This window comes from uncultured Tateyamaria sp., from assembly GCF_947488715.1.
Lineage (GTDB): Bacteria > Pseudomonadota > Alphaproteobacteria > Rhodobacterales > Rhodobacteraceae > Tateyamaria.
The window spans coordinates 395,818-416,783 of the sequence record NZ_CANLAG010000002.1 but is presented as its reverse complement, the minus strand read 5'-3'; the positions used below and the strand labels follow the sequence as shown (position 1 = coordinate 416,783).

The 20,966-nt window shown below is 62.5% G+C and carries 19 protein-coding genes; 10 read left to right on the top strand and 9 right to left on the bottom strand.

The window, feature by feature from the left end:
* Nucleotides 1-24: 24 nt before the first annotated feature.
* Together hemB and Q0936_RS06350 are read left to right on the top strand one after the other, a co-directional pair.
* Nucleotides 25-1,026: a porphobilinogen synthase gene (gene hemB / locus Q0936_RS06355; protein ID WP_299296061.1), complete on the top strand. Its 1,002-nt coding sequence runs from the start codon at nt 25-27 to the stop codon at nt 1,024-1,026.
* Nucleotides 1,027-1,143: 117 nt separating this feature from the next.
* Nucleotides 1,144-1,710, top strand: a complete 567-nt coding sequence (locus Q0936_RS06350; protein ID WP_299141002.1) for a YSC84-related protein — start codon at nt 1,144-1,146, stop codon at nt 1,708-1,710.
* A 9-nt stretch (nt 1,711-1,719) separates the two neighbouring features.
* Here the strand turns inward: Q0936_RS06350 and Q0936_RS06345 are convergent, their stop codons facing one another.
* Nucleotides 1,720-2,925 carry a PAS domain-containing protein gene (locus Q0936_RS06345; RefSeq protein WP_299296059.1) on the bottom strand — a complete coding sequence of 402 codons (1,206 nt, stop codon included), beginning with the start codon at nt 2,923-2,925 and terminating at the stop codon, nt 1,720-1,722.
* A gap of 123 nt (nt 2,926-3,048) precedes the next feature.
* Nucleotides 3,049-3,921 carry an NAD(P)-dependent oxidoreductase gene (locus tag Q0936_RS06340; protein WP_299296057.1) on the bottom strand — a complete coding sequence of 291 codons (873 nt, stop codon included), beginning with the start codon at nt 3,919-3,921 and terminating at the stop codon, nt 3,049-3,051.
* Between the two features lie 120 nt (nt 3,922-4,041).
* Between Q0936_RS06340 and Q0936_RS06335 the strand changes: the two genes are divergently transcribed.
* A complete protein-coding gene (locus tag Q0936_RS06335; protein ID WP_299377956.1) occupies nt 4,042-6,507 on the top strand; it encodes a penicillin acylase family protein in 2,466 nt (821 codons plus the stop codon).
* Between the two features lie 46 nt (nt 6,508-6,553).
* The gene (locus Q0936_RS06330; protein WP_299140998.1) at nt 6,554-7,096 is read left to right on the top strand and encodes a pseudouridine synthase; all 543 of its coding nucleotides are present in this window, start codon (nt 6,554-6,556) and stop codon (nt 7,094-7,096) included.
* Between the two features lie 88 nt (nt 7,097-7,184).
* On the opposite strand, the gene Q0936_RS06325 is transcribed toward Q0936_RS06330, so the two are convergent.
* Nucleotides 7,185-8,072, bottom strand: coding sequence for a LysR family transcriptional regulator (locus Q0936_RS06325; RefSeq protein ID WP_299298774.1), 888 nt, complete (start codon nt 8,070-8,072; stop codon nt 7,185-7,187).
* Nucleotides 8,073-8,195: 123 nt separating this feature from the next.
* Between Q0936_RS06325 and Q0936_RS06320 the strand changes: the two genes are divergently transcribed.
* From Q0936_RS06320 to Q0936_RS06305, 4 genes are all read left to right on the top strand, one after another.
* Nucleotides 8,196-8,672: an ester cyclase gene (locus Q0936_RS06320; protein ID WP_299298772.1), complete on the top strand. Its 477-nt coding sequence runs from the start codon at nt 8,196-8,198 to the stop codon at nt 8,670-8,672.
* Between the two features lie 59 nt (nt 8,673-8,731).
* Entirely contained in the window at nt 8,732-9,223 is a 492-nt protein-coding gene (locus Q0936_RS06315; RefSeq protein WP_299298770.1) for a nuclear transport factor 2 family protein, read from the top strand.
* Nucleotides 9,224-9,284: 61 nt separating this feature from the next.
* On the top strand, nt 9,285-10,052 hold the full coding sequence (locus Q0936_RS06310) for a nuclear transport factor 2 family protein (RefSeq protein WP_299298768.1): 768 nt from the start codon (nt 9,285-9,287) through the stop codon (nt 10,050-10,052).
* Nucleotides 10,053-10,097: 45 nt separating this feature from the next.
* Entirely contained in the window at nt 10,098-10,883 is a 786-nt protein-coding gene (locus tag Q0936_RS06305) for a siderophore-interacting protein (RefSeq protein WP_299298765.1), read from the top strand.
* Between the two features lie 142 nt (nt 10,884-11,025).
* Here Q0936_RS06305 and hflX read toward each other — a convergent pair whose 3' ends face one another.
* The 4 genes from hflX to trkA form a co-directional block, all read right to left on the bottom strand.
* Nucleotides 11,026-12,297 carry a GTPase HflX gene (hflX, locus tag Q0936_RS06300; protein WP_299140989.1) on the bottom strand — a complete coding sequence of 424 codons (1,272 nt, stop codon included), beginning with the start codon at nt 12,295-12,297 and terminating at the stop codon, nt 11,026-11,028.
* Nucleotides 12,297-12,536: an RNA chaperone Hfq gene (gene hfq, locus Q0936_RS06295; protein WP_007119530.1), complete on the bottom strand. Its 240-nt coding sequence runs from the start codon at nt 12,534-12,536 to the stop codon at nt 12,297-12,299. The genes hflX and hfq overlap by 1 nt, the downstream gene beginning before the upstream one ends.
* A gap of 129 nt (nt 12,537-12,665) precedes the next feature.
* The gene (locus Q0936_RS06290) at nt 12,666-14,213 is read right to left on the bottom strand and encodes a potassium transporter TrkG (protein ID WP_299298762.1); all 1,548 of its coding nucleotides are present in this window, start codon (nt 14,211-14,213) and stop codon (nt 12,666-12,668) included.
* A complete protein-coding gene (trkA, locus tag Q0936_RS06285) occupies nt 14,213-15,589 on the bottom strand; it encodes a Trk system potassium transporter TrkA (RefSeq protein ID WP_299140985.1) in 1,377 nt (458 codons plus the stop codon). The genes Q0936_RS06290 and trkA overlap by 1 nt, the downstream gene beginning before the upstream one ends.
* Before the next feature lie 200 nt (nt 15,590-15,789).
* Between trkA and Q0936_RS06280 the strand changes: the two genes are divergently transcribed.
* Nucleotides 15,790-16,197 (top strand): hypothetical protein, encoded by a 408-nt coding sequence (locus Q0936_RS06280; RefSeq protein WP_299377952.1) that lies wholly within the window; start codon nt 15,790-15,792, stop codon nt 16,195-16,197.
* A gap of 2 nt (nt 16,198-16,199) precedes the next feature.
* The gene (locus Q0936_RS06275) at nt 16,200-17,210 is read left to right on the top strand and encodes an ester cyclase (RefSeq protein ID WP_299298756.1); all 1,011 of its coding nucleotides are present in this window, start codon (nt 16,200-16,202) and stop codon (nt 17,208-17,210) included.
* Between the two features lie 62 nt (nt 17,211-17,272).
* Here Q0936_RS06275 and Q0936_RS06270 read toward each other — a convergent pair whose 3' ends face one another.
* Nucleotides 17,273-18,685, bottom strand: coding sequence for a sigma-54 dependent transcriptional regulator (locus Q0936_RS06270; RefSeq protein ID WP_299140979.1), 1,413 nt, complete (start codon nt 18,683-18,685; stop codon nt 17,273-17,275).
* Nucleotides 18,682-20,889, bottom strand: a complete 2,208-nt coding sequence (locus tag Q0936_RS06265; RefSeq protein WP_299298780.1) for a PAS domain-containing sensor histidine kinase — start codon at nt 20,887-20,889, stop codon at nt 18,682-18,684. Before Q0936_RS06265 ends, Q0936_RS06270 begins: the two co-directional genes overlap by 4 nt.
* Between the last annotated feature and the right edge of the window lie 77 nt (nt 20,890-20,966).

Below are 20,966 nucleotides of genomic sequence, written 5' to 3'. Positions count from 1 at the left end.
CTGTCACTCAAACTGGACACCTGCATGCGCCCAACCCAAAGCCCCTATCCCGCCACCCGTCTCCGCCGCACCCGCCAAAGCGCCGCCATTCGCGGGCTTGTGCGGCAAAACACGTTGACGGTCGACGACTTCATCTGGCCCGTCTTTGTCCGCTCCGGCGAGGGCATCGAAGAACCGATCCCCTCCATGCCCGGTGTCATGCGCCGGTCAGTGGACAAAGTGGTGGACGCCGCGCGCGAGGCCGCCGATCTGGGCATCCCGGCGATCTGCATCTTTCCCTATACCGGGATCGAGGAACGGACCGAGGATTGCGCCGGTGCGTGGGACCCCGACAACCACGCCAACCGCGCCATCCGCGCGATCAAGGACGCGGTGCCCGAGATTGCGGTCATGACCGATGTGGCGCTCGACACCTACAACATCAACGGCCATGACGGCTTTGTCGAGGATGGCGAGATCGTGAACGACCGCACGGTCGAAGCGCTGGTCAAGATGGCGCTGTCGCAGGCCGAGGCGGGTGCAGACATCATCGGCCCCTCCGACATGATGGATGGCCGCATCGGCGCAATCCGTTCTGCCCTTGAAGGCGCGGGACATCAAAACGTGATGATCCTCAGTTACGCTGCCAAATACGCCTCTGCCTTCTATGGCCCGTTCCGCGACGCGGTGGGCGCGTCCGGCGCGCTGACCGGCGACAAAAAGACCTACCAGATGGACCCCGGCAACTCGGACGAGGCCATGCGCCTGATCGAACGCGACCTGGCCGAGGGTGCCGACATGGTCATGGTCAAACCCGGCCTGCCCTATCTCGACATCTGCCGCCGCGTGAAAACCGAATTCGGCGCGCCGACCTTCGCCTATCAGGTGTCGGGCGAATACGCGATGATCAAGGCCGCAGGCGCAAATGGCTGGGTCGACGAGAACCGCGTGATGATGGAAAGCCTGATGGCCTTCAAACGCGCGGGCTGTGACGGCATCCTCACCTATTTCGCCCCCGCCGCCGCGCGCATCCTCAACGCGGGCTGATCCGGCAGAAACCTGCCAAAGCGCTGCAAAGTGGTGACAGGTGCGCGCAATCGGCGTATACCTGCCCACAAGCGCGGGCAAACCGCGCACCACATTGAGCAGTACAGGCGGTTCAACATGAAAACGAATGGTATCTCGCGGCGCGCGTTCGCCGCAGGGGCGCTGGCCAGCACGGGCGTGCTTGCCGCATGCGGAAACGGTGTCGGCAGCCGGGGGTCCACCCTGATCGACGCGCGGGTCAACGCAACGCTGGAAGAGATGTATCGCAGCTATCCCAACACGGTGTCGCTGGCGCAAAAGGCCAACGGCATGCTTGTCATGCCACTAGTGACCGAGGCCGGTCTGGGCCTGGGCGGCGCATATGGCCGTGGCGCACTTCTCGTCAATGACGTGACCGTGGACTATTATTCGGTGTTCAAAGGGTCAGGTGGCCTGCAAATCGGCGCACAGCAATTTGCCCACGTGTTGTTCTTTATGACCCAGGACGCGCTCACCGATTTCCGCCGTTCCCCTGGCTGGGCGGCTGGTGCGGACCTCGAATATGTGGTGTCCGATCAGGGCGACAGCGTGGCGGCTGACACCACCACGGCCCTGTCCCCGGTGCTGGCGGCGGTCTTTGCCCGCGCGGGCCTGCGGATCGGTGCCACGCTCGAAGGCACCAAATACACCCGCATCATTCCCTGATGCTCGGGATCAGGCGGCGGTTTCCGTCGCCTGCCCTGATACGACACACAGAGGCGCGGACCGGCTCAGCCGCTCTGCGCCATCCATCATGTCTGACACCGCGTGACTGATCCGTGTCATGATGGCGCTTAACTGCATTTCCGCCTGCTTTAGCTTGTCGACAATCTCGTCCAGACCGGACGTGTCCCCGGTCGCGCGTGACTGTTCGATGGAACACATGGTGCGGGTCAGCTCGAGGCCGAACACCATCCGCTGCATATCCTGCAACGCCCGCTCAAAGAAATCCGTCTGCCTGCGCACATCCGACACCGCACGCGTGGCCCGGTCGACATATTGCGCGGCCAGCGACACAAGATGGCTCCGGTCCTCTGTCTGACGCGCATGCGATTGCGGCCCCGGCGGGTCCAGCGTTTCGACCACTTCGGTCATCAGCTTTGCCGTGGCCATCAGGAACGACGCCTCGCGAAGCGGGGCCGCGCCCAGCGTCGAGGCTTCGAGAAAGGCGCCAAGCGATGCCTCGAACGCGTCTGACGTGCGCTGGTGGTTGCTGGAAATGACGCTGATCGGCCCCTCGCGCCCTTCCAATCGCGCCGCCTGAAGCCTCAGGTTGTGCGGAATTTGCGAGGATGCGGCAAACAGCGCGCGTACGCTTTGCGCCTCGACCTGCAAACAGGCCAGACCCTGTTCCACACGTGACAGGGACTGCAGCCGCACCAGCTTGTGACGCGACAGATGGGTGTTGCGGGCTGTCATTTCGTCCACCAACACACCCGACATGAACGCGTCATAGTCGGGAAACCCCATGTCGCGGATACCCTCCATCAAACGCGCGGCACTCTCTTCGGCGGATATGGAACCGTCCTTCTCGCAGGCCGTCACCGCATCATAGAGCGCCTTGACCCGGACCGCGTGATCGGTGCTTGGCTTGAACCGGACCGACAGATACCCGTCCTCGACCGGCATGATCACTGCGAACACTGTGTACGCCTGCCCATCCTGCGTCTGGTTTACCACATAGGCCCCAATGGGGCGTTCCTGTTTCAGAGCGGCCCACAGCATAAAGAACACGCCCTTGGGCATGCCCGGATGGCGCACCACGCGGTGCGGCGCGCCCAGCAGGTCCTGCCACTCAAAGCCGGAAATCCGCTGAAACGTGTCATTGCCAGACTGGATGACACCCCGCCGATCCGTGCGCGAAAAGAACAGGTCCGCCATCGCGAACTCCGCGGTTTCACGAGCAGTCGACAGGGCGTGAAGCATGGCAAGAGGCACCCGGCGCGACATGCGCCACGGCCTCACTATGCACCGATTGTGTTGCCAACAGCTAAACGCGCAGCCTCATCCCATGGCGCGCAACCGCTTGAACAGGCTCGACGTATCCCAACGCCCGCCGCCCATCTTTTGCACGTCCTTATAGAATTGATCGACCAGCGCCGTGACCGGCAGGCTCGCGCCGTTCTCATCTGCCGTATCCAGGCAAATGCCCAGATCCTTGCGCATCCAGTCCACCGCAAACCCGTGCTCAAACGCGTCGTCCAGCATGGTCTCGTACCGGTTGGCCATCTGCCATGATCCAGCGGCCCCCTGGCTGATCACTTCAACCACTGCACGCCCGTCCAAACCTGCCTTTTCCGCGAAATGCAGCGCCTCGCTCAGCCCCTGCACCAGGCCCGCGATGGCGATCTGGTTGCACATCTTGGTCATCTGACCGGCCCCGCTCTCGCCGATGCGGCGGCACAGCTTGGCATAGGCCGCAAGGATCGGCTCGGCCCGCGCATAGGCGCCCTCGTCACCGCCGCACATGATCGACAGCGCCGCATTCTCGGCCCCCGCTTGCCCACCGGAAATCGGCGCATCCACGAAACTGATATGCGCCGTATCCGCCTGCGCATACAGCTCGGCCGTGACCTTGGCAGAAACCGTCGTGTGATCGACAAACACCGTGCCACTCGCCATCCCGGCAAAGGCCCCGTCATCCCCCACACAGACCGACCGCAAATCATCGTCATTGCCGACACAGGCCAGAACAAACTCCGCCCCCTCAGCCGCTGCACGTGGCGTGGTCGCCATGGCACCACCGTAGGTGTCGACCCAATCCTGCGCGCGCGACGCGGTACGGTTGTACACCGTGACGTCATGGCCCGCCTTCTGCAAATGCCCCGCCATGGGCGCACCCATCACACCCAGTCCCAGAAACGCCAGTTTCGCCATGTCTTTCCCTCACGTGGTCATCGCAATTTGCACAAGCTGACGGCTTGCGCTTCCCTGCCTGCCTACCTAACAGTCATGAGCCAAGGGTCAACGCCACCGGGCAACAAGCAAGAGGCACATATGGCAGTCGTCTTTCAATGGTTGGTCCGGATCACAGCGGCGCTGATCGTGCTGGCCGTGCTGGGCGTTGCGATGGTCTATTACCTCGCCTCCCGGTCCCTGCCCAACTACGACGCCGTTGTCCGTGTGCCCAACATCACCGCCCCGGTCGAGATCGTGCGCGACAATGCCAACGTGCCGCATATCTTCGGGGACACCGACACGGATGTGTTCCACGGCCTGGGCTTTGCCCACGCACAGGATCGCCTGTGGCAAATGATGATGCTGCGCCGCACCGCGCAGGGCCGCCTGAGCGAGGTGTTCGGCACCGCCACACTGGATGTCGACAGCTTTGTGCGCAGGCTCGACATCTACCGCCTCTCCGTCCAGTCGGTTGAGGCCCAGGATGCCCGCACCCGCGCTGCACTGGATGCCTATGCCGCGGGGGTCAATGCCCGCCTCGATCAGATCAACGCCGAGGCGCTGGGACGCGGCGCACCGGAAATGTTCCTCTTCAACGCGCCGCTGGCCCCATGGCGCCCCGCCGACAGCATCGCGATTGCCAAACTCATGGCCCTGCAACTGTCCGGCCACATGACCGAAGAGGTGCTGCGCGCCCGCATGTCGCTTGTGCTCGACGATCCGGATCGGCTGGCCGACATCCTGCCCGACGTGCCGGGCGACGGGATCGCCAGCCTGCCGGAATACGCCGCACTTGTGCCCAACACCGAACCACGGTTTGCACAGGCGGCAACCACCGCGCACCCTTTGTCCCCCTTCCAGCCACGTGGCTTGGCCGGGGCATCCAACGCATGGGCCGCCGCGGCCTCGCGCTCGGCATCCGGTGGGACGTTGCTTGCCAATGACCCACACTTGGGCTTTTCTGCCCCCGCCATATGGTATCTGGCCCGCCTCGAATTGCGCACTGGCGGCGTGATCGGCGGCTCCATCCCCGGCGTGCCACTGGTGCTGACAGGCCGGTCACAGCGTCTGGGCTGGGGCCTGACCAGCGCCTATGTCGACGACCAGGACGTACTGATCGAAGAGCTGAACCCCGAAAACCCAAGCCAATACCGCACGCCCGACGGCTGGAAAGAGTTTGAAACACGCGCCTCCATCGTCGAAATCGACGGTCAGGATCCCGTCACCCTCACCCTGCGCTGGACCGACAATGGCCCCGTCATGCCCGGCAGCTTCCGCAACCTCGAAACCATCACGCCCCCCGGCCACGTGGCCGCCCTCAGCTGGACCGTGCTCAGCCCGAATGACACCTCGTTGACGGCCGGTATGGGGGTCATGCACGCGCAAACAGTGGCCGAGGCGATCACTGCATCTAAGGGATACATCGCCCCCGCCCAGAACCTCACACTGGTCGACCGTGGCAGCATCGCCATGAAGACCATCGGCGCGATCCCACGCCGCGACGCCGCACACCAAAGCCAGGGGCGCATGCCCGCGCTCGGATGGCGCCCCGAAAACCGTTGGCAGGGCCGTTTGCCCTATGCCTCCAACCCCGGCTTTGTCTCGCCCGTGGGCGGCATCCTCGGCAACACCAACAACAAGACGGTCGACCGCCCCTTTCCCAACCATGTCAGTTTTCACTGGGGCGACACGCAAAGGGTCCAACGCTGGCGTCGCCTGATGCAAACCCGCGAGGTCCACACCCGCGACAGCTTCATCGAGGCGCAGCTCGACACCGTCTCCTTCACCGCCCGCTCGCTCCTGCCCCTGATCGGGTCCGAGCTGTGGTTCACCGGCGAGGCCGCCCCCGCAGGCACCGCCGAACGCCAACGCCAGCGCGCGCTGGCGCTGCTGGCCGAGTGGAACGGCGAAATGAACGAACACTGGCCCGAACCACTGATCTACGCCGCGTGGCTGCGCAGCCTGCAGGACCGCATGGCGCGCGACGAACTGGGTCCAATGACCGACGCACTCACCCACGTGGAGCCGCTCTTTATCGAACGCGCCTTCCGCAACGTGGACGGGGCGGCGATCTGGTGCGACGTGCGCCAGTCCGCCCCGGTCGAAACCTGCGCCGACATGGCCCGGCTGGCGTTGGACGACGCGCTGATCTGGATCGGTGAAACCTGGGGCACCCAACTGGAATCGCTGCGCTGGGGCGACGCGCATCAGGCGACCCACGATCACCCCGTGCTGGGCCAGGTCCCCGTCCTGCGCTTCTTCGTCAACATCCGGCAATCCACATCCGGCGGCGACAACACCCTGCAACGCGGCCTCACACGCGGCACCGGTGACGCACCTTTCGAAAACGTGCACGGCGCGGGTTACCGGGGCGTCTACGACTTTGCCGACCCCAACAGCTCGGTCTTTGTGATCTCCACCGGACAATCCGGCCACTTCCTGTCGCGCCACTACGACGACCTCGCACAGCTTTGGCGCCGCGGCGAATACATCCCCATGTCGCTCGACGAAGGGCTCGCCCGCGCCGCCGCCGTGGGCGTCACCCGGCTCGAACCCCTGCAATGACCCCACCCTTCATTGTTCCACAAATATGCAAACCCGGTCTGAAACCTTGACCACGATCCTGTTCAACAAACCCTTCGGCGTGCTGTCGCAGTTCACCGACAAAGGCACCCAAGGGTCCACCCGTCCGACGCTGTCGGCCTATATCGATCTGCCCGGCGTCTACCCCGCAGGCCGGCTCGACCGCGACAGCGAAGGGCTGATGATCCTGACCAGCGACGGCAAACTTCAGGCCCGCATCGCCGACCCGAAATACAAAGCCCCCAAAACCTACCTCGCCCAGGTCGAAGGTACAGTGACCCAAGACGCGCTCGACCGCCTGCGCGCTGGCGTCATCCTGCGCGACGGCCCCACCCGCCCGGCCAAGGCCCGCGCCGTAAACCCGCCAACGCTCTGGGACCGCGACCCGCCAATCCGCGTGCGCAAATCCGTCCCCGACAGTTGGCTCGAACTGACCATAGCCGAAGGCCGCAACCGTCAGGTCCGCCGCATGACAGCACATGTCGGCTTTCCCACGTTACGGCTGATCCGCATGTCCATCGGCGACTGGTCCCTCGGCGATCTGGCACCCGGCCAATGGCGCACGGTTTAGGATCACCCTCTCATCGCCTCAGACGGAATTGGCGGTGCGCAGGGCGCAAACCTTCGACGCCACGCACGCCCCAACAACGCGGAATGTCTCAAGAATTCTGAGCCTTGCCTGCAAGAAACCGCACAAAGAGTGTGGTGAGGTTTTCCCGGCGCGACTGGTTTGGCCAAATCGCGTGCAGCCCCAACGGGCTCATCGTCCATTCCGGCAAAACGTGGATCAGTTCGCCCCGATCAAACCCACGGCAAGCCAGATGTTCCGGAATGGCCGTCAGTCCAAGCCCACGGACAGAAAACTCGTACAGCGCACTGGCTGAGTTGACGGAAACGCTCGATTTCCCAAGCACTTTGACCACTTGTCCATCCTTCGACGTCATCTCGGTTTGATCCGTACGCATGACAAATCTGATCCATTGCCAGTCCTCAAGGTCGCTCGGATCCGTTGGCGTAGGCATGGCGTCGTAATACTGTGGACTGGCCACCAGAAACCTGTCTACGTGGCCAATCGTGCGCACCATCAGATCGCTGTCATCCAGCCACCCCGCCCTGATCGCGACGTCAAACCCATCCCGTATCACATCCGACGGTCGATCAGAAAAATGGAAATCCAGCTCAACCTTCGGATAGGTGCTGGCGAAGCGCGCAAAATCGTCCATCAATTCCGTTTGCGTCACAAAGGCAGGCACAGTGACTTTCAAGGCACCGGACGGCTCGCCCGACAACGGGCTGATGGCATCCAGCCCCGTTTCAACAGCGCCCAGCATATCATCAGCGGCAACCTTCAAACGGCGCCCTTCATTCGTCAGCGATAGCTGACGGGTTGAGCGATAGAGCAACGTCACCCCAAGGTCCTTTTCCAACTGCGAAACGACTTCGCTGACGCGCGAGGGCGCAAGCCCAAGGGTCAACGCCGCGGCCCGAAAAGACCCTTGATCAACGACAGCCGCAAAGACCGCAATGCTGCGAAGCTTATCAATCATTATTCACCTCAGCCGAACAGTCCCATCCGGAAACAACCCATTTTTCGGATCATAGAACGGCTATACCTCGTTCCCCACAAGCGAAATCTGACGACGCAACGGAACATTCAGAGGTCTTTTCTCATGCACATCAAACACCTTCTTGGCGCGGCAACGGTCGCTTTTGCAGCCTGCGCCACAAGCGTTTTTGCAGACAACAAAGCAACCGTGACGGTTTTCTATGATCTGCTCAGCGATCCCGGCAACGCCGAACACGTCGAAGCGTTTCAGGGTGCCACATCAGAAGGCTGGGAAAGCATCGGCGACTACTCGGGCAAAGCCAAAAGCCGTGCGGCCTTTCTGGGTCAAATGGGCGGCTTTGCGCAACTCATGCCCGACATCGAATGGGCCATTCAGGACATGCACCAGGATGGCGACACAGTCATCGTACGCAGCCGTGCGACCGGCACACCCGTTGGCCCCTTCTTTGGCGTCGACGGCCAAGGGCGCAGCTTTGACATCCTGACCATCGATATCCACGAGCTGGAAGCCGGCAAAATCATCCGCACCTATCACGTCGAAGACTGGGCCACCGCGCTTCAGCAACTTTCCGGCAAATAGCCCTCTCACGCAAACAGGGGGGCCGAACAACGGTCCGCCACATCCCAAAGGACCACGAAATGCAGCGAAGAACAGTTCTCAAAACATCCATCGGCGCAGCACTCGCGCTTGCAATCGCAAGCAAGGCAGGTGCGCAAGGCGTGGACGAAACCAGTCAGGCAACCCTCGACGTCGTCATGGCACTGATGGCAGCCATGGGCGCGGGCGACACTGATGCAATGTCCAACCTGATGGCGGACGACATGGTGTGGCACAACGAAGGCGACGCGACACTGCCCTGGATCGGACCGTGGAACGGCAAGGACGAGATCTTTGCCTTCCTCCCCATCTTTGGCGAAAACTTCCAAACGACCAAATGGGAGAACACGGATGTTCTTGCCTCCGGTGACACGGTTGCCGTGTTCGGTAACATGAACGGGATCACCACGAAATCCGGCAAGGAGATTGGCGAATTCACCTTCGCCCTGCGCGCCAAAGTACGCGACGGCGAGGTGGTTCTTTGGAACTGGTTCGAAGACAGCTATGCCGTCAGCAAAGCCTATCACGGTTGAATTGATATCGGCGGGCGGCACCAGCGGTGCCAGCCTGCCGACCGTAAAAGGTGAGGACGTCATGGGAAAAGGTTTGGACAACGTGCGCGGTATCTACTTGGACGGTATCGCTGGCGGAAACATTCGTGAGGCCGTCACGAAAAACACCGGCCACCGCTACACGCAGCATTCGACAGGTGTCGCCGACGGTGTCGAAGGGTTCCTCGCGTTCTTTGAACCGTTCGTTCAGCGCAATCCAAAACGAGAGATAGAGATTGTCCGCATTTTCGAAGACGGGCCTTGGGTGTTTTGCAGCGCCTACCAATCCCTGAACGATGGCGCCGCAAAATGGGTCACGATGGACATGTTCTATACGGACCCGGACGGTCTGATCCTGGAACACTGGGACACGATTGCGCCTTTTGTCGAGGAAACAGTCTCGGGCGCTGGCATGGTGTCAGGAAGCCGCATGGTTGACACGAGCGCCAACACAGCCGCCAGCAAATCGCTGGTTCTCGAATTTACCAAACAAGTGTTGCAGGAGCAGGGCACCGACAAGATCGCGAACTTTATAGCCGACGATCTGGTTCAACACGCGGCCACGATCGGAGCCGGACAAGCCGGCATGGCAGAGTGGTTGAACTCGGACGCGGCAGGGTCATACGAAATGATGTTCCAACTCATCGGCCAGGGCGATTTCGTTACGACCTATGGCAAGCGACACGCAGGCGGCAAGGACATCGCTGTGTTCGACCTCTACCGCATTGCCGATGGCAAGATTGTTGAGCACTGGATGAACGAAGAGGAAATCAGCCCCCGCGAGGCCTGGGGAAACTCCGGCAAGTTCTGACAAGGGCATACCCGTATGGCGTTGATAAAAAGGATAAAACAAGCAATGCGCAAGACCACAGGCCGCTCATCCGTTCGGCTGCTGACAGTCACGAAAGCATGGTATTTGACGCCCAACATGATCCGTGTCGTCTTTGCAGGACCAGAGCTGGACGCATTCCCTGAAGGCAGGAACGGCGGAAACTGCAAGCTTATGTTTCCCGAGATGGACGAGGCCAAAGACAGTTTCGCCGCCCGTCTGCTCAATGGACCAACCCCGGTTCGGCGCACGTTTACAGTCCGCAATTTTGACGCGGAAACGCGCGAACTCAGCATCGATTTCGTGGCACACGGCGATGAAGGGCAAGCGTCACGCTGGGCATCACATGCCAAAGCGGGCAGCTTTCTGGGGTTTGCGGGGCCAAGTGGTCCCAAGGTCACGCATTTTGATGCCGACTGGTATCTGATCGCCGCTGACCCGTCCGCCATTCCCGTCGCCGCCGCAACCCTCGAAGCCATGCCGCGCGACGCAAAAGGTGTTGCGATCTTTGAAATCACATCGGAGCAGGACCGCCAGACCATCGACATGCCCCAAGGCATTGACGTCCATTGGCTGATCCATCCTGATCCGCACACCGCCTCTACGGCGCAGGAAACTCTTATCCGGTCTCTTGAGTGGCCAACAGGTCGGGTACAAACCTGCATCGCCGGAGAATCCAGTGTTATCAGATCACTACGGGCCTTTCTGACACAAGAAAAACAGCTGGCACGCGAAGACATCTATATATCAGGCTATTGGAAAATCGGTCTGGTCGAGGACGAACACCAACAGATGAAACGCGCCGACACCTGACAACGGCCCGAACGATCATCAACTGCCGTTCAAACAGTCCGAACAACACAACCGCCTCGACGAGGCTACGCCGGATTTTCACTCACCGCAGCGGTCTGGTTACACAGTTTATTTCAACGAAGACGACCAAGTTGAACCACGGCTAAAGCCCCTCGAACCGCGCCTTCTGGATCGCGGTCCAGCGCACGTCGAACTCGAACCCGTCCTCGCCCTGCCGCTCGCCCTGCACCACGTCCTGCTCGAACAGCCACGCGCGTTTGCGCCCGTCGGCATAGGGCAACACCAGCATCTCCTGGGTCACCGCACCCTGCAAAGTCTCGGCCACCTGCCCCAAGAGCGCGGGTATCCCCTCGCCTGTGATGGCCGACATCGCAAACACACCGTCCTCGCGCGCTGCACGGGCGCGGACGGCCTCTGCCGCGTCGTCGTCCAGCAGGTCCACCTTGTTCCAGACCTCGAACATCGTGCGCCCCTCGCCCACGCCCAGATCGCCAAGGATGGTCATCACATCCTCGGCCTGCGCCTCGGTCTCGGGGTGCGAGATGTCGCGCACATGCAAGATCACATCCGCCGCCAGCACCTCTTCGAGCGTCGCGCGGAACGCCGCGACCAATTCGGTCGGCAAATCGGAAATGAACCCAACGGTGTCCGACAGGATCACCTCCGGCCCGTCCTCCAATTCGACCCGCCGCATCGTCGGGTCCAGCGTGGCAAAGAGCATGTCCTTGGCCATCACATCAGCGCCAGTGAGACGGTTGAACAGTGTCGACTTGCCCGCGTTGGTGTAGCCCACCAGCGCCACAATCGGATACGGCACCTTGGCTCGCGCCGCACGGTGCAACGTGCGCGTCTTGACCACCTTGTCTAACTGCCGCCGCAGGCGCACCAGTTGCGTGTCGATGGCACGCCGGTCCGCCTCGATCTGCGTCTCGCCGGGACCACCCACAAACCCCAGACCGCCGCGCTGGCGCTCAAGGTGGGTCCAGGCCCGCACCAGCCGCGTCCGCTGGTAGGACAGCGCGGCCATCTCGACCTGCAACACGCCTTCGCGCGTGGCGGCCCGGTCGCTGAAAATCTCGAGGATCAGGCCCGTCCGGTCCAGCAATTTGACCTTCCACGCCTTTTCAAGGTTGCGCTGCTGCACCGGGGTGACGGGGCCATCGATCAACACCAGCTCAACCTCGGCCTCTTTCAGCCGCTGCGCCAGTTCCTCGATCTTGCCCGACCCGAACAGCAATCCGGCCCGCACGCGCGGCAGCGGCACAATCTCGCTGCCCACGACCTCAAGTTCGGGCATCGCATGGGCCAAAGACACGGCTTCGGCCAGCGCGAATTTGGCTTCGCGCCGGTCAGGATCGGATTTTATATCAGGATGGAGCACCCAGGCGCGGGTTGTCTCCGGCAACTCACCCATCAGGACGCGTCTTCGCCCTCATAAAGGCTGATGGGCTGGCTAGGCATGATCGTCGAGATCGCGTGCTTGTACACCAGCTGGCTTTGGCCATCCCGGCGCAACAACACACAAAAGTTGTCGAACCACGTGATAACACCCTGCAATTTAACGCCATTAATCAAAAAAATGGTCACGGGCACTTTGGTTTTGCGCACGTGATTCAGGAATGCATCCTGCAAATTCTGTCGGTCCGAAGCCATGTCGGTTAACCCTTTTTTTCTTGCTTAGGCCTGCGGATCAGACCGTCCCTCCGGCGTGAGTATGTCGCGGGGACTGGGAAGATTCCAGCCCAAAAAACAGTCCGTTACGGACCTACCGCGACACCCCGCCTAAGCGCGCCACAAATCCGGTGTGAAAAGCGCGATGATCGCCAATGTCTCAAGCCGTCCAAGGATCATCGCGGCCACAAAAATCGCCTTGGCCGCCCCCCCCAGTTCGATCAGCGCAATGGGGTCGCTGCTGGCGTGATCCAACAGCGGTCCCGTTGTGGACAGGCCCGCAATGGCGATGACCAATGCGGTGTCAAAATCGGTGCCTGCCGCGGACAACAGGATGCTGATCAGTGCGAGGCTGAGGGCAAAGAGCATGAAAAAGATCCATGCAATAAACGCCCCGTCCTTTTGCAATCGGCGCCCCATAGGACCCGCGCCGCTGACAGATGAGGGATGCACCAGCCGCTCCATCTCGCGCAGGCCGTTCAGGTAGAGCGCAAAGACCCTCAGCAATTTGACGCCCCCCGCTGTGGTCGCCACACCGCCGCCCACCAGCGCCAACCCCATCAGCAGCAGGCCCGGTGTCTCAAGGCCCGACCACGCCTGCGCATCGCCCCAGAAAGCCGAGGCAAAGCCGGTTGTGGTCAGAAAGGACAGGACCGTAAACGCACTGCCCCAAAGCGCGCGGGCTGCGTCCTCCAGCTCGCTTTCGGCAGAGACATCAAAGGCGCCGAGGAAATGCCGGACAAACAACACCAGCGGCACGACAATCATCAGTGCCAGGCCGATGCGGAATTCCGGGTCACGCTTGAGCCCCCCGGCCTCCGCCGTAACCGTGTCGGTGGAAAAGGTCAGCCGCGACAGCGCAAAGAGCATAAAGAGCAACATGACCGCCTCTCCGGCCATGCCCGCGCCCGTCCCGGTCAAACCGCCCACAGGCGAGATGCCAGAGGTCGCCATGATCGACATCGCGTGACAGATCGCCACCAACGCACTGTCGCCCCCCACCGCCAGCAGGATCCACAACAACAGCGTCAGCGCCACGTAGATCGGGATCAAAACCGCGCTGACCTTGGCAATCCGCACCCGCACCTCGGGGGCTGTCATGCCCGTCTCGCGGCGGGCACTACGCCCCGGCTCGGCCCGCGCCGTCACTTCGAACCCGCCCAGGTTGAGCGGCGCGAGGATCGCAGAGGCGGCAATCCACATCATCAGCCCCCCCATCCACGCCACCTGCGCGCGCCACAGATGCAGCGGCCCGTTCAACCGGCCCGGATCGTCGAACATGGTGGCCCCTGTCGTGGTGATCGCACTCACCATCTCGACATAGGCATTCAGAAAGGTCGTCGTGCGCACCGCCTCGTAGAACGGGATCGCCAGCAACGCCGGCAGGATCACAAAGGCCGAAAAGAGCGAAACCAGCGGCCCAAGCGCCCCATGCCGCGGATCACGCCCTGCATGGGCCAGCCCAATCAGCGCAAAGATCACGACCCCCAGCACACCACTGTACAAAAACGCCCGCGCCGTCGCCAATTCGCGCACCACACCGCCATAGACCGCAGGCACCAGCATAGACACCGCAAACACACCAACCAAAAGCAGGAACAGCGGCAACGCCAACAGCGTCGCACCAAAGCCCGGCCGCACCGCCCCGCGCGCAGCCATCAGAAAAAGTCGATGGACACCTGCATCAGGCGCTCCACCTCCGGCACATCCTTGGTCAGCGCAAAGAGCGCAATGACATCACCCTCATCGATGCGCGTCTTGCCGACCGGGCGCATCACCGTGTCACCCTTGCGCACGGCACCGACCAAAACGCCTTCGGGAAAATCAATCTCGTTGATGCGACGCCCCGCCATGGGCGAGGTCGACAGCACTTCGGCCTCGATCACCTCGGCATCCGCATCGCCGATGGAATAGACCGACCGCACCCGCCCATGCCGGATATGGCGCAGGATCGAACTCACTGTCGTGGCACGCGGGTTGATATAGGCGTCAATGCCCAAGGGCCCCATCATCGGCACCAGCGTCGGATCATTGATCAACGCAATCGCATAGGGACAGCCCTCGGACTTGGCGCGCACCGCAGCCAGCATGTTGGTCTTGTCATCATCCGTAACCGCCAGCATCGCGTCCGCCCGCGCCACGCCCGCCTCGGCGAGCAGCGCCACATCCAAGCCATCACCGTTCAGCACAATGGTCCGCTCCAACGCCTCGGCGGCCAGCTCGGCGCACTTGCGGTTGCGCTCGATCACCTTGGCCCGCACCCGCGTCGTGCGCTTTTCCAGCGCGCGCGCCACAGCCAGGCCGACATTGCCGCCACCCACCAGCACAACACGCTCCTGCTTGGCCATCGTCTTGCCAAACACCTCCATCGCACGCGGCACATCATCCACATGCGCAAAGACATAGGCCTCGTCTCCGGCAAAAAGCTGATCCGACGCCTCGGGCGCAAACAGCGTCCCCTCCCGGCGCACGCCAACAACCACAACCCGCAGGGTGGAAAACAGGTCGGTCAACTGCCGCAACGGCGTGTTCAACACCGGACAATCCTCGTCCAGCGCAATGCCCAAGAGCTGCGCCTGCCCGTCAATGAACAACTCCGTGTCAAACGCCGCAGGCGCGCTCAGCCGCTGCAAAGCCGCCGCCGCCACCTCCCGCTCGGGCGAAATCACCACGTCGATGGGCATGTGATCGCGGCGATACAGGTCCGAATAGATTGCCGTCAGATAGGACTGACTGCGCAGCCGCGCGATCTTGCGATTGATGCCAAATACCGAATGCGCCACCTGACAGGTGACCATGTTCACCTCGTCCGAATGGGTCGCGGCAATGATCATGTCTGCGTCACGCGCACCCGCCCGGTCCAGAATGTCAGGATAGCTGGCAAAGCCCGCAACCCCCTGAACATCCAGCGTATCCGTGGCCCGGCGCACCAGATCGGGGTCATTGTCGACCACCGTCACGTCGTTGCGCTCGCCCGACAGATGGCGGGCAATCTGCCACCCCACCTGGCCTGCCCCGCAGATGATGACCTTCATCCCTGTCTCCGCGTTACGGCGCACCTGCGCGTCGCCCGTCTCAGCATCCAGCCATGACAGACACGGGCCAGACGGTCAACGCTTGCGCAAAGTCACTCTGAAACGTCGCAACCACGATTGCCAAATCACACGTCCTTCGCCACTCTGCACCTATGCGCGCGCTTGCCCTTCTTCCCCTTGTTCTCTGCGGATGCCTGCCGGTGTCGACCTACTATGCCGAGGGCGTCAGCTTTGCCGAACTTGACCGCGACAACACCCGTTGTGACGTGGCCGCCCTGCGCGACGCGCCAGTTGCACACCAGACCCGGCAACACGCCCCGCGCTATGTGCCGCACCGGGTGTGCAACGCCGCCGGTCACTGCCACACCAACGGCGGCGTCTGGGTGCCGGGCGACATCTATTCCGTCGACGTGAACGCCGACTTGCGCAAACGGGTCAAGGCGCAGTGCATGGGTGATCGCGGCTATTCCCCCGTCGAATTGCCCGCCTGCCCACCCGCCGTGGCCCAGGCCGCACCCCCCGGCCCATCCCCCGTCTTACCCCGCCTCAACGCCCAAAGCTGTGCCATCCGCACAGATGGCGGATTGCGGATCGTCACCCAAGGATAACCATGACCGATCTTTCCCGTGCCAAGGCCTGCGTGCAGGCCCACCACGCCGCCCTTGCGCGTGCCAACCCCGATACCGTTGCGAACGCGCTGGCCACGCACATGACACCTGACACGCTCTGGCGCGGGATGCACCCCTTCCACGTCCAGACCGGGCCGGACGCCATCGCCACGACGTTCTGGGCGCCCTTCCTGACAGCCATGTCGCGGGTGCAGCGGCGGCAGGACATCTTCTTTGCCGGGCACAACCACCTCGATGAGGGTGGTGGCATATGGGTGGCCTCCATGGGGCATCTGATGGCGCTCTTTGATGCGCCGTTTCTGGGCATTCAGCCGACGCGCAAGATCGTCATGGTCCGCTATGCCGAATTTTCGCGCGTCGAGGGCGACCGCATTGTCGAACAGGCGCTCTTTGTCGATCTGCTGCACTTGATGGCGCAGGCGGGTCAATACCCCCTGCCCGGCATGACCGGTGCGCAACTGGTCCAGCCGGGGCCAATGACCCATGACGGCCTCCTCTTTGACGATCAGGATCCGGCGGTGGGGACCAAAACGCTGGATCGTATCCACGCGATGATGGACGCCATCACGGCGGCCAACGCCCTGCCCACGCCCCCCGCACCCGAGGACGAGCTGGCGCGCGACTGGCACGACGACATGATCTGGTGGGGGCCCACAGGCATCGGCGCGACCTACACAATTGACCGCTACATCGAACAGCACCAGCGCCCGTTCCGCACCCAACTGGGCGCGCGCACCTTCAACGGTCACATCTGCCGCATGGCCGAGGGGAACTATGGCGGTTTCTTTGGCTGGCCGAACCTGACCATGGAATGCACCGGCCCCTACATGGGCCTGCCGCCTTCGGGGGCCAAGGCCGACATGCGGGTGGTCGATTTCTACCGGCGCGACGGCGACAAGCTGGCCGAGAACTGGGTGTTCATCGACATCCTGCATTTCCTGAACATGCAGGGTCTCGATGTGCTGGCACAGCTGGATGTGCGGGCGCGTTAACCCAAAATTAAGGGTTAGGTGACTGTTTTTGAACACTTAAATTCTGTCCCCGCGGGGACAGATCAAGACGCCTGCGCTTCCTCATCATCCAGATGCGCCACCCGCGTACCGGCCTTGGACGACGTGACGACGCCCAGTGACTTCAGCTTGCGGTGCAGCGCCGACCGCTCCATCCCGACAAAGTTGGCGGTGCGACTGATGTTGCCACCAAAGCGGTTGATCTGGGTCAGCAGGTACTCGCGTTCAAACGCCTCTCGCGCCTCGCGCAGCGGCAAGGTCGCCAGCGCCCCAGAGAGAACCACACGCCCCTCCTCGCCCGCCGGTTCGTCCGACCCCGGCAACTCGCGCGCGTCGATCGGGCCTGTGCCGTCGCCCAGGATCAGGATGCGCTCCACCATGTTCTTGAGCTGCCGCACGTTGCCTGGCCACACCATCGTCTGCAACAACGCCGACGCGTCCTCGCTCAACTCGCGTTTGGGCAGACCCTGAGCGGCGTTGAACTCTTCGATGAAATGCCCAGCCAGAACCGGAATGTCCTCGCGCCGCTCTTCGAGACTCGGCACCGGGATCGGCACGACGTTCAGGCGGTGGTACAACTCTTGACGGAAGGTTTCGGCCGCGATGGCCTCTTGCAAATCACGGTTCGTAGACGAGATTACCCGCAGGTCGACACGCACATTGTCGGTCCCGCCAACCCGCTGAAACTGTTGATCAACCAGCACGCGGAGGATCTTGGATTGCGTGCCGATGGGCATATCGGCAACCTCGTCAAAATAGATGACGCCCCCATGCGCCTGCTCCAGCAGACCCGGCTCGATCCCGCGCTCGGGCGTTTCGCGGCCAAACAGAACTTCTTCCATGTTTTCAGGGGCGACGCCGGCGCAGTTCACCGTCACAAATGGCCCATCGGCCCGGTTCGACTTGGCGTGGATGTAGCGCGCCGCCACCTCTTTGCCGCAGCCCGCAGGACCCGTCAGCATCACGCGACCATTGGACTTGGTCACCTTGTCGAGCTGCGAAATCAGACCGCGGAAGCTGGCAGAGGAGCCGATCATTTTGGACTGTGCAGCCTCTGGACGACGCAGGCTCTGGTTTTCGCGGCGCAGGCGCGACGTCTCCATCGCGCGGCGGATCACCACCAGCAACTGGTCGATATTAAAGGGCTTTTCGATAAAGTCATACGCCCCCTGCTTGATCGCGGCGACGGCAATCTCGATGTTGCCGTGCCCCGAGATGATCACCACCGGCACGCCCGGATTGTCCCGCTTGACCGCCTTGAGGATGTCGATGCCGTCCATGCGGCTGTCCTTGAGCCAGATGTCGAGGATGATCAGCGCCGGTTCCGCCGTGTTGATCGCCCCCATCGCATCGTCCGAGTTCCCGGCAAGGCGGGTGGCGTATCCCTCGTCTTCGAGGATGTCCGAGATCAGCTCCCGGATGTCCCGTTCGTCGTCTACGATCAAGATATCGCTCATACCGTTTGCTCCTGCTCAACATGTGCGGCGCCCGCGGGCAGTGTGATCACTGCCATGGCGCCGAAATGGGTTTGACCCGCAAAGGGGGCCGCGTTGTCGAGGGTCAAGGTGCCCCCGTGCTCTTCAATGATCTTTTTGACGATAGGCAGGCCAAGGCCGGTGCCCTCGTCGCGGGTGGTCACGTAAGGCTCAAAAAGACGCGCGCGATCTTCGGGCAAGCCCACGCCGTTGTCCGAAATCGTGATCCGCGCACCCATGGCGGTGGTCTTCATCCGAACTTCGATACGGGGCGTATGACCCTCGGGCACATCCCCTTTTTTACGCAATGTTTCAATCGCTTCGCCCGCGTTCTTGATCAAGTTTGTCAGGGCCTGTGAAATCATTGTCGCGTCCACTTCGGCGGCAACAGAGCCGTCTGGCAATTCATCCACCAAGTCGACCTCGGGCTGGCCCGCGCGTTGCAGCACAACGGCGTCGCGCACGATGGACACAAGGTCGTGGGTCTTGCGGTCCGGTTCGGGCATCCGGGCAAATTTCGAGAACTCATCGACGATCCGGCGCAGGTCGCCCGTCTGGCGCACGATCACATCAGTCATCTGCTCAAGGCTGTCGCTGTCATCGCCCAGCTTGGGCGCGAACTTGCGCTTGATCCGTTCAGCGCTGAGCTGGATCGGCGTGAGCGGGTTCTTGATCTCGTGGGCGATGCGCCGGGCCACGTCGCCCCAAGCGGCCATCCGTTGGGCGCTGACCAGATCGGTCACGTCCTCAAAGGCCAACACGTAGCCTTCGAGGTCGCCCTCGACGTTGCGGCGGGTGGCGATGCGCACCAGCAGGTTTTCCAAACGCCCTGCCCGCGTAACCTTGACCTCGTCCTGGGCAATCTCCTGCGGACCGGCGCGCAACAGGGCAAAGAGAGCGGCAAATTCTGGCACTGCCACCGCGAGCGGCACGGATTCGCGGTCTTCTTGCCAGTCCAGAAGACGCGCGGCAGAGCGGTTCACAAAGGTGACCTTGCCATTGGGGTCCACGCCCACAACGCCCGAGGTTACCGAACTGAGCACGGAATCGAACAGGCGGCGGCGGCGCTCGATCTGTTCGGTGTTGGCGAGCAAGGTCTGGCGCTGGCCCTTGAGCTGTTTGGTCATCTGGTTGAAGTAGCGGCTGAGCATGGCGATTTCGTCGTCGCCCTCTTCTTCGCGGACCTGCACGTCTAGGTCACCCGCGCCGACGCGTTGTGCCGCCCCGGTGAGCCGCCCAACCGGACCAGACAGGCGTTCGGCAAACCACAGGCCCAGCCAGATCGCAGCAAGGATCAGGATGACGGCAAAGCCCAAGTAAAGCAGCCCGAACTGATAGAGCAGCCGTCCCCGTTCGCTTTCGAGCTGTTGGTAGAGCCGCACGGTTTCCTGCGTCTCATCAAGCAGGGACAGGATTTCACCGTCCACATCGCGGCTGACATAGAGGAACCGGTCGACGTAGGACGCAAGCGGGACCAGCGCACGAAATTCGTTGTTCGCCCAGTCCTGGATCACCAGCCCGCCGGTTTCCAGTGCCTGGTCCAGTTGGTCGAGGTTGGGGCGTTCAAAATCAAAGAGATAGGACCGGTCGCCGCGCGCGCGCAGATCGCCGGTGCCGTCGATCAGGTAGGCTTCTCGCAGGCCGCGCTGGACCTGCAGTTGGCCGTCGGACAGGACCTCGCGGTCGGCGATGGTTTGCGCGCCACGCACCGTGTCGATGTAGCGGGCAAGCGCGCGGGCGTCGGTGATCAGGTCGGTGCGCTGTTCGGTCTCGTAGGCCTCGGCGGCGGCGAGCGACGCGCCCACCACGCGGCTGACCCGGTCGGAAAACCAGCCCTCAAGGCCGATGTTCACGGTGAGGCCGGCAAAGACAGCCACGGTCACAGTCGGGATCAGGGCCAAGAGGGCAAAGACGCCGGTGAGCCTGAGGTGGAGGCGTGAGCCTGCGGATTTGGCACGCCGTGCCGCCACAAGGCGGGCAATTTGCGACATGACGAGGGCCGCGACCACAAGCACATAGACAAGGTCCGCGAGCAGGACGAGGCGCAAGGCGGGCGCGCTTGCACCCTGGTCAAGCGGGCCGAGGACAAGGAACGTCGTCAGCGCCAGAACAGGCCCCAGCACCACAAGGCCCAGCGTTGCGGCGTTGCGCACGCGCCTGCGGCGCCGCAAGCGCCCAAGCGTCAACCACCAGCTGGTGTGTGTTCCGGATGCCACCAGGCTTGTCCTCGATGATGTGGCGCATGTGCGCCATTACCGCCATA

What these genes read in the sequence shown, in the direction of transcription:
- Q0936_RS06345 (WP_299296059.1), bottom strand. Translation starts at nt 2,925, where the DNA reads ATGGCGGACCTGTTCTTTTCGCGCACGGATCGGCGGGGTGTCATCCAG.
- Q0936_RS06310 (WP_299298768.1), top strand. Translation starts at nt 9,285, where the DNA reads ATGGGAAAAGGTTTGGACAACGTGCGCGGTATCTACTTGGACGGTATC.
- hemB (WP_299296061.1), top strand. Translation starts at nt 25, where the DNA reads ATGCGCCCAACCCAAAGCCCCTATCCCGCCACCCGTCTCCGCCGCACC.
- Q0936_RS06340 (WP_299296057.1), bottom strand. Translation starts at nt 3,921, where the DNA reads ATGGCGAAACTGGCGTTTCTGGGACTGGGTGTGATGGGTGCGCCCATG.
- Q0936_RS06315 (WP_299298770.1), top strand. Translation starts at nt 8,732, where the DNA reads ATGCAGCGAAGAACAGTTCTCAAAACATCCATCGGCGCAGCACTCGCG.
- Q0936_RS06305 (WP_299298765.1), top strand. Translation starts at nt 10,098, where the DNA reads ATGCGCAAGACCACAGGCCGCTCATCCGTTCGGCTGCTGACAGTCACG.
- Q0936_RS06325 (WP_299298774.1), bottom strand. Translation starts at nt 8,072, where the DNA reads ATGATTGATAAGCTTCGCAGCATTGCGGTCTTTGCGGCTGTCGTTGAT.
- trkA (WP_299140985.1), bottom strand. Translation starts at nt 15,589, where the DNA reads ATGAAGGTCATCATCTGCGGGGCAGGCCAGGTGGGGTGGCAGATTGCC.
- Q0936_RS06350 (WP_299141002.1), top strand. Translation starts at nt 1,144, where the DNA reads ATGAAAACGAATGGTATCTCGCGGCGCGCGTTCGCCGCAGGGGCGCTG.
- hfq (WP_007119530.1), bottom strand. Translation starts at nt 12,536, where the DNA reads ATGGCTTCGGACCGACAGAATTTGCAGGATGCATTCCTGAATCACGTG.
- Q0936_RS06270 (WP_299140979.1), bottom strand. Translation starts at nt 18,685, where the DNA reads ATGAGCGATATCTTGATCGTAGACGACGAACGGGACATCCGGGAGCTG.
- Q0936_RS06335 (WP_299377956.1), top strand. Translation starts at nt 4,042, where the DNA reads ATGGCAGTCGTCTTTCAATGGTTGGTCCGGATCACAGCGGCGCTGATC.
- Q0936_RS06290 (WP_299298762.1), bottom strand. Translation starts at nt 14,213, where the DNA reads ATGGCTGCGCGCGGGGCGGTGCGGCCGGGCTTTGGTGCGACGCTGTTG.
- hflX (WP_299140989.1), bottom strand. Translation starts at nt 12,297, where the DNA reads ATGGGTGAGTTGCCGGAGACAACCCGCGCCTGGGTGCTCCATCCTGAT.
- Q0936_RS06320 (WP_299298772.1), top strand. Translation starts at nt 8,196, where the DNA reads ATGCACATCAAACACCTTCTTGGCGCGGCAACGGTCGCTTTTGCAGCC.
- Q0936_RS06275 (WP_299298756.1), top strand. Translation starts at nt 16,200, where the DNA reads ATGACCGATCTTTCCCGTGCCAAGGCCTGCGTGCAGGCCCACCACGCC.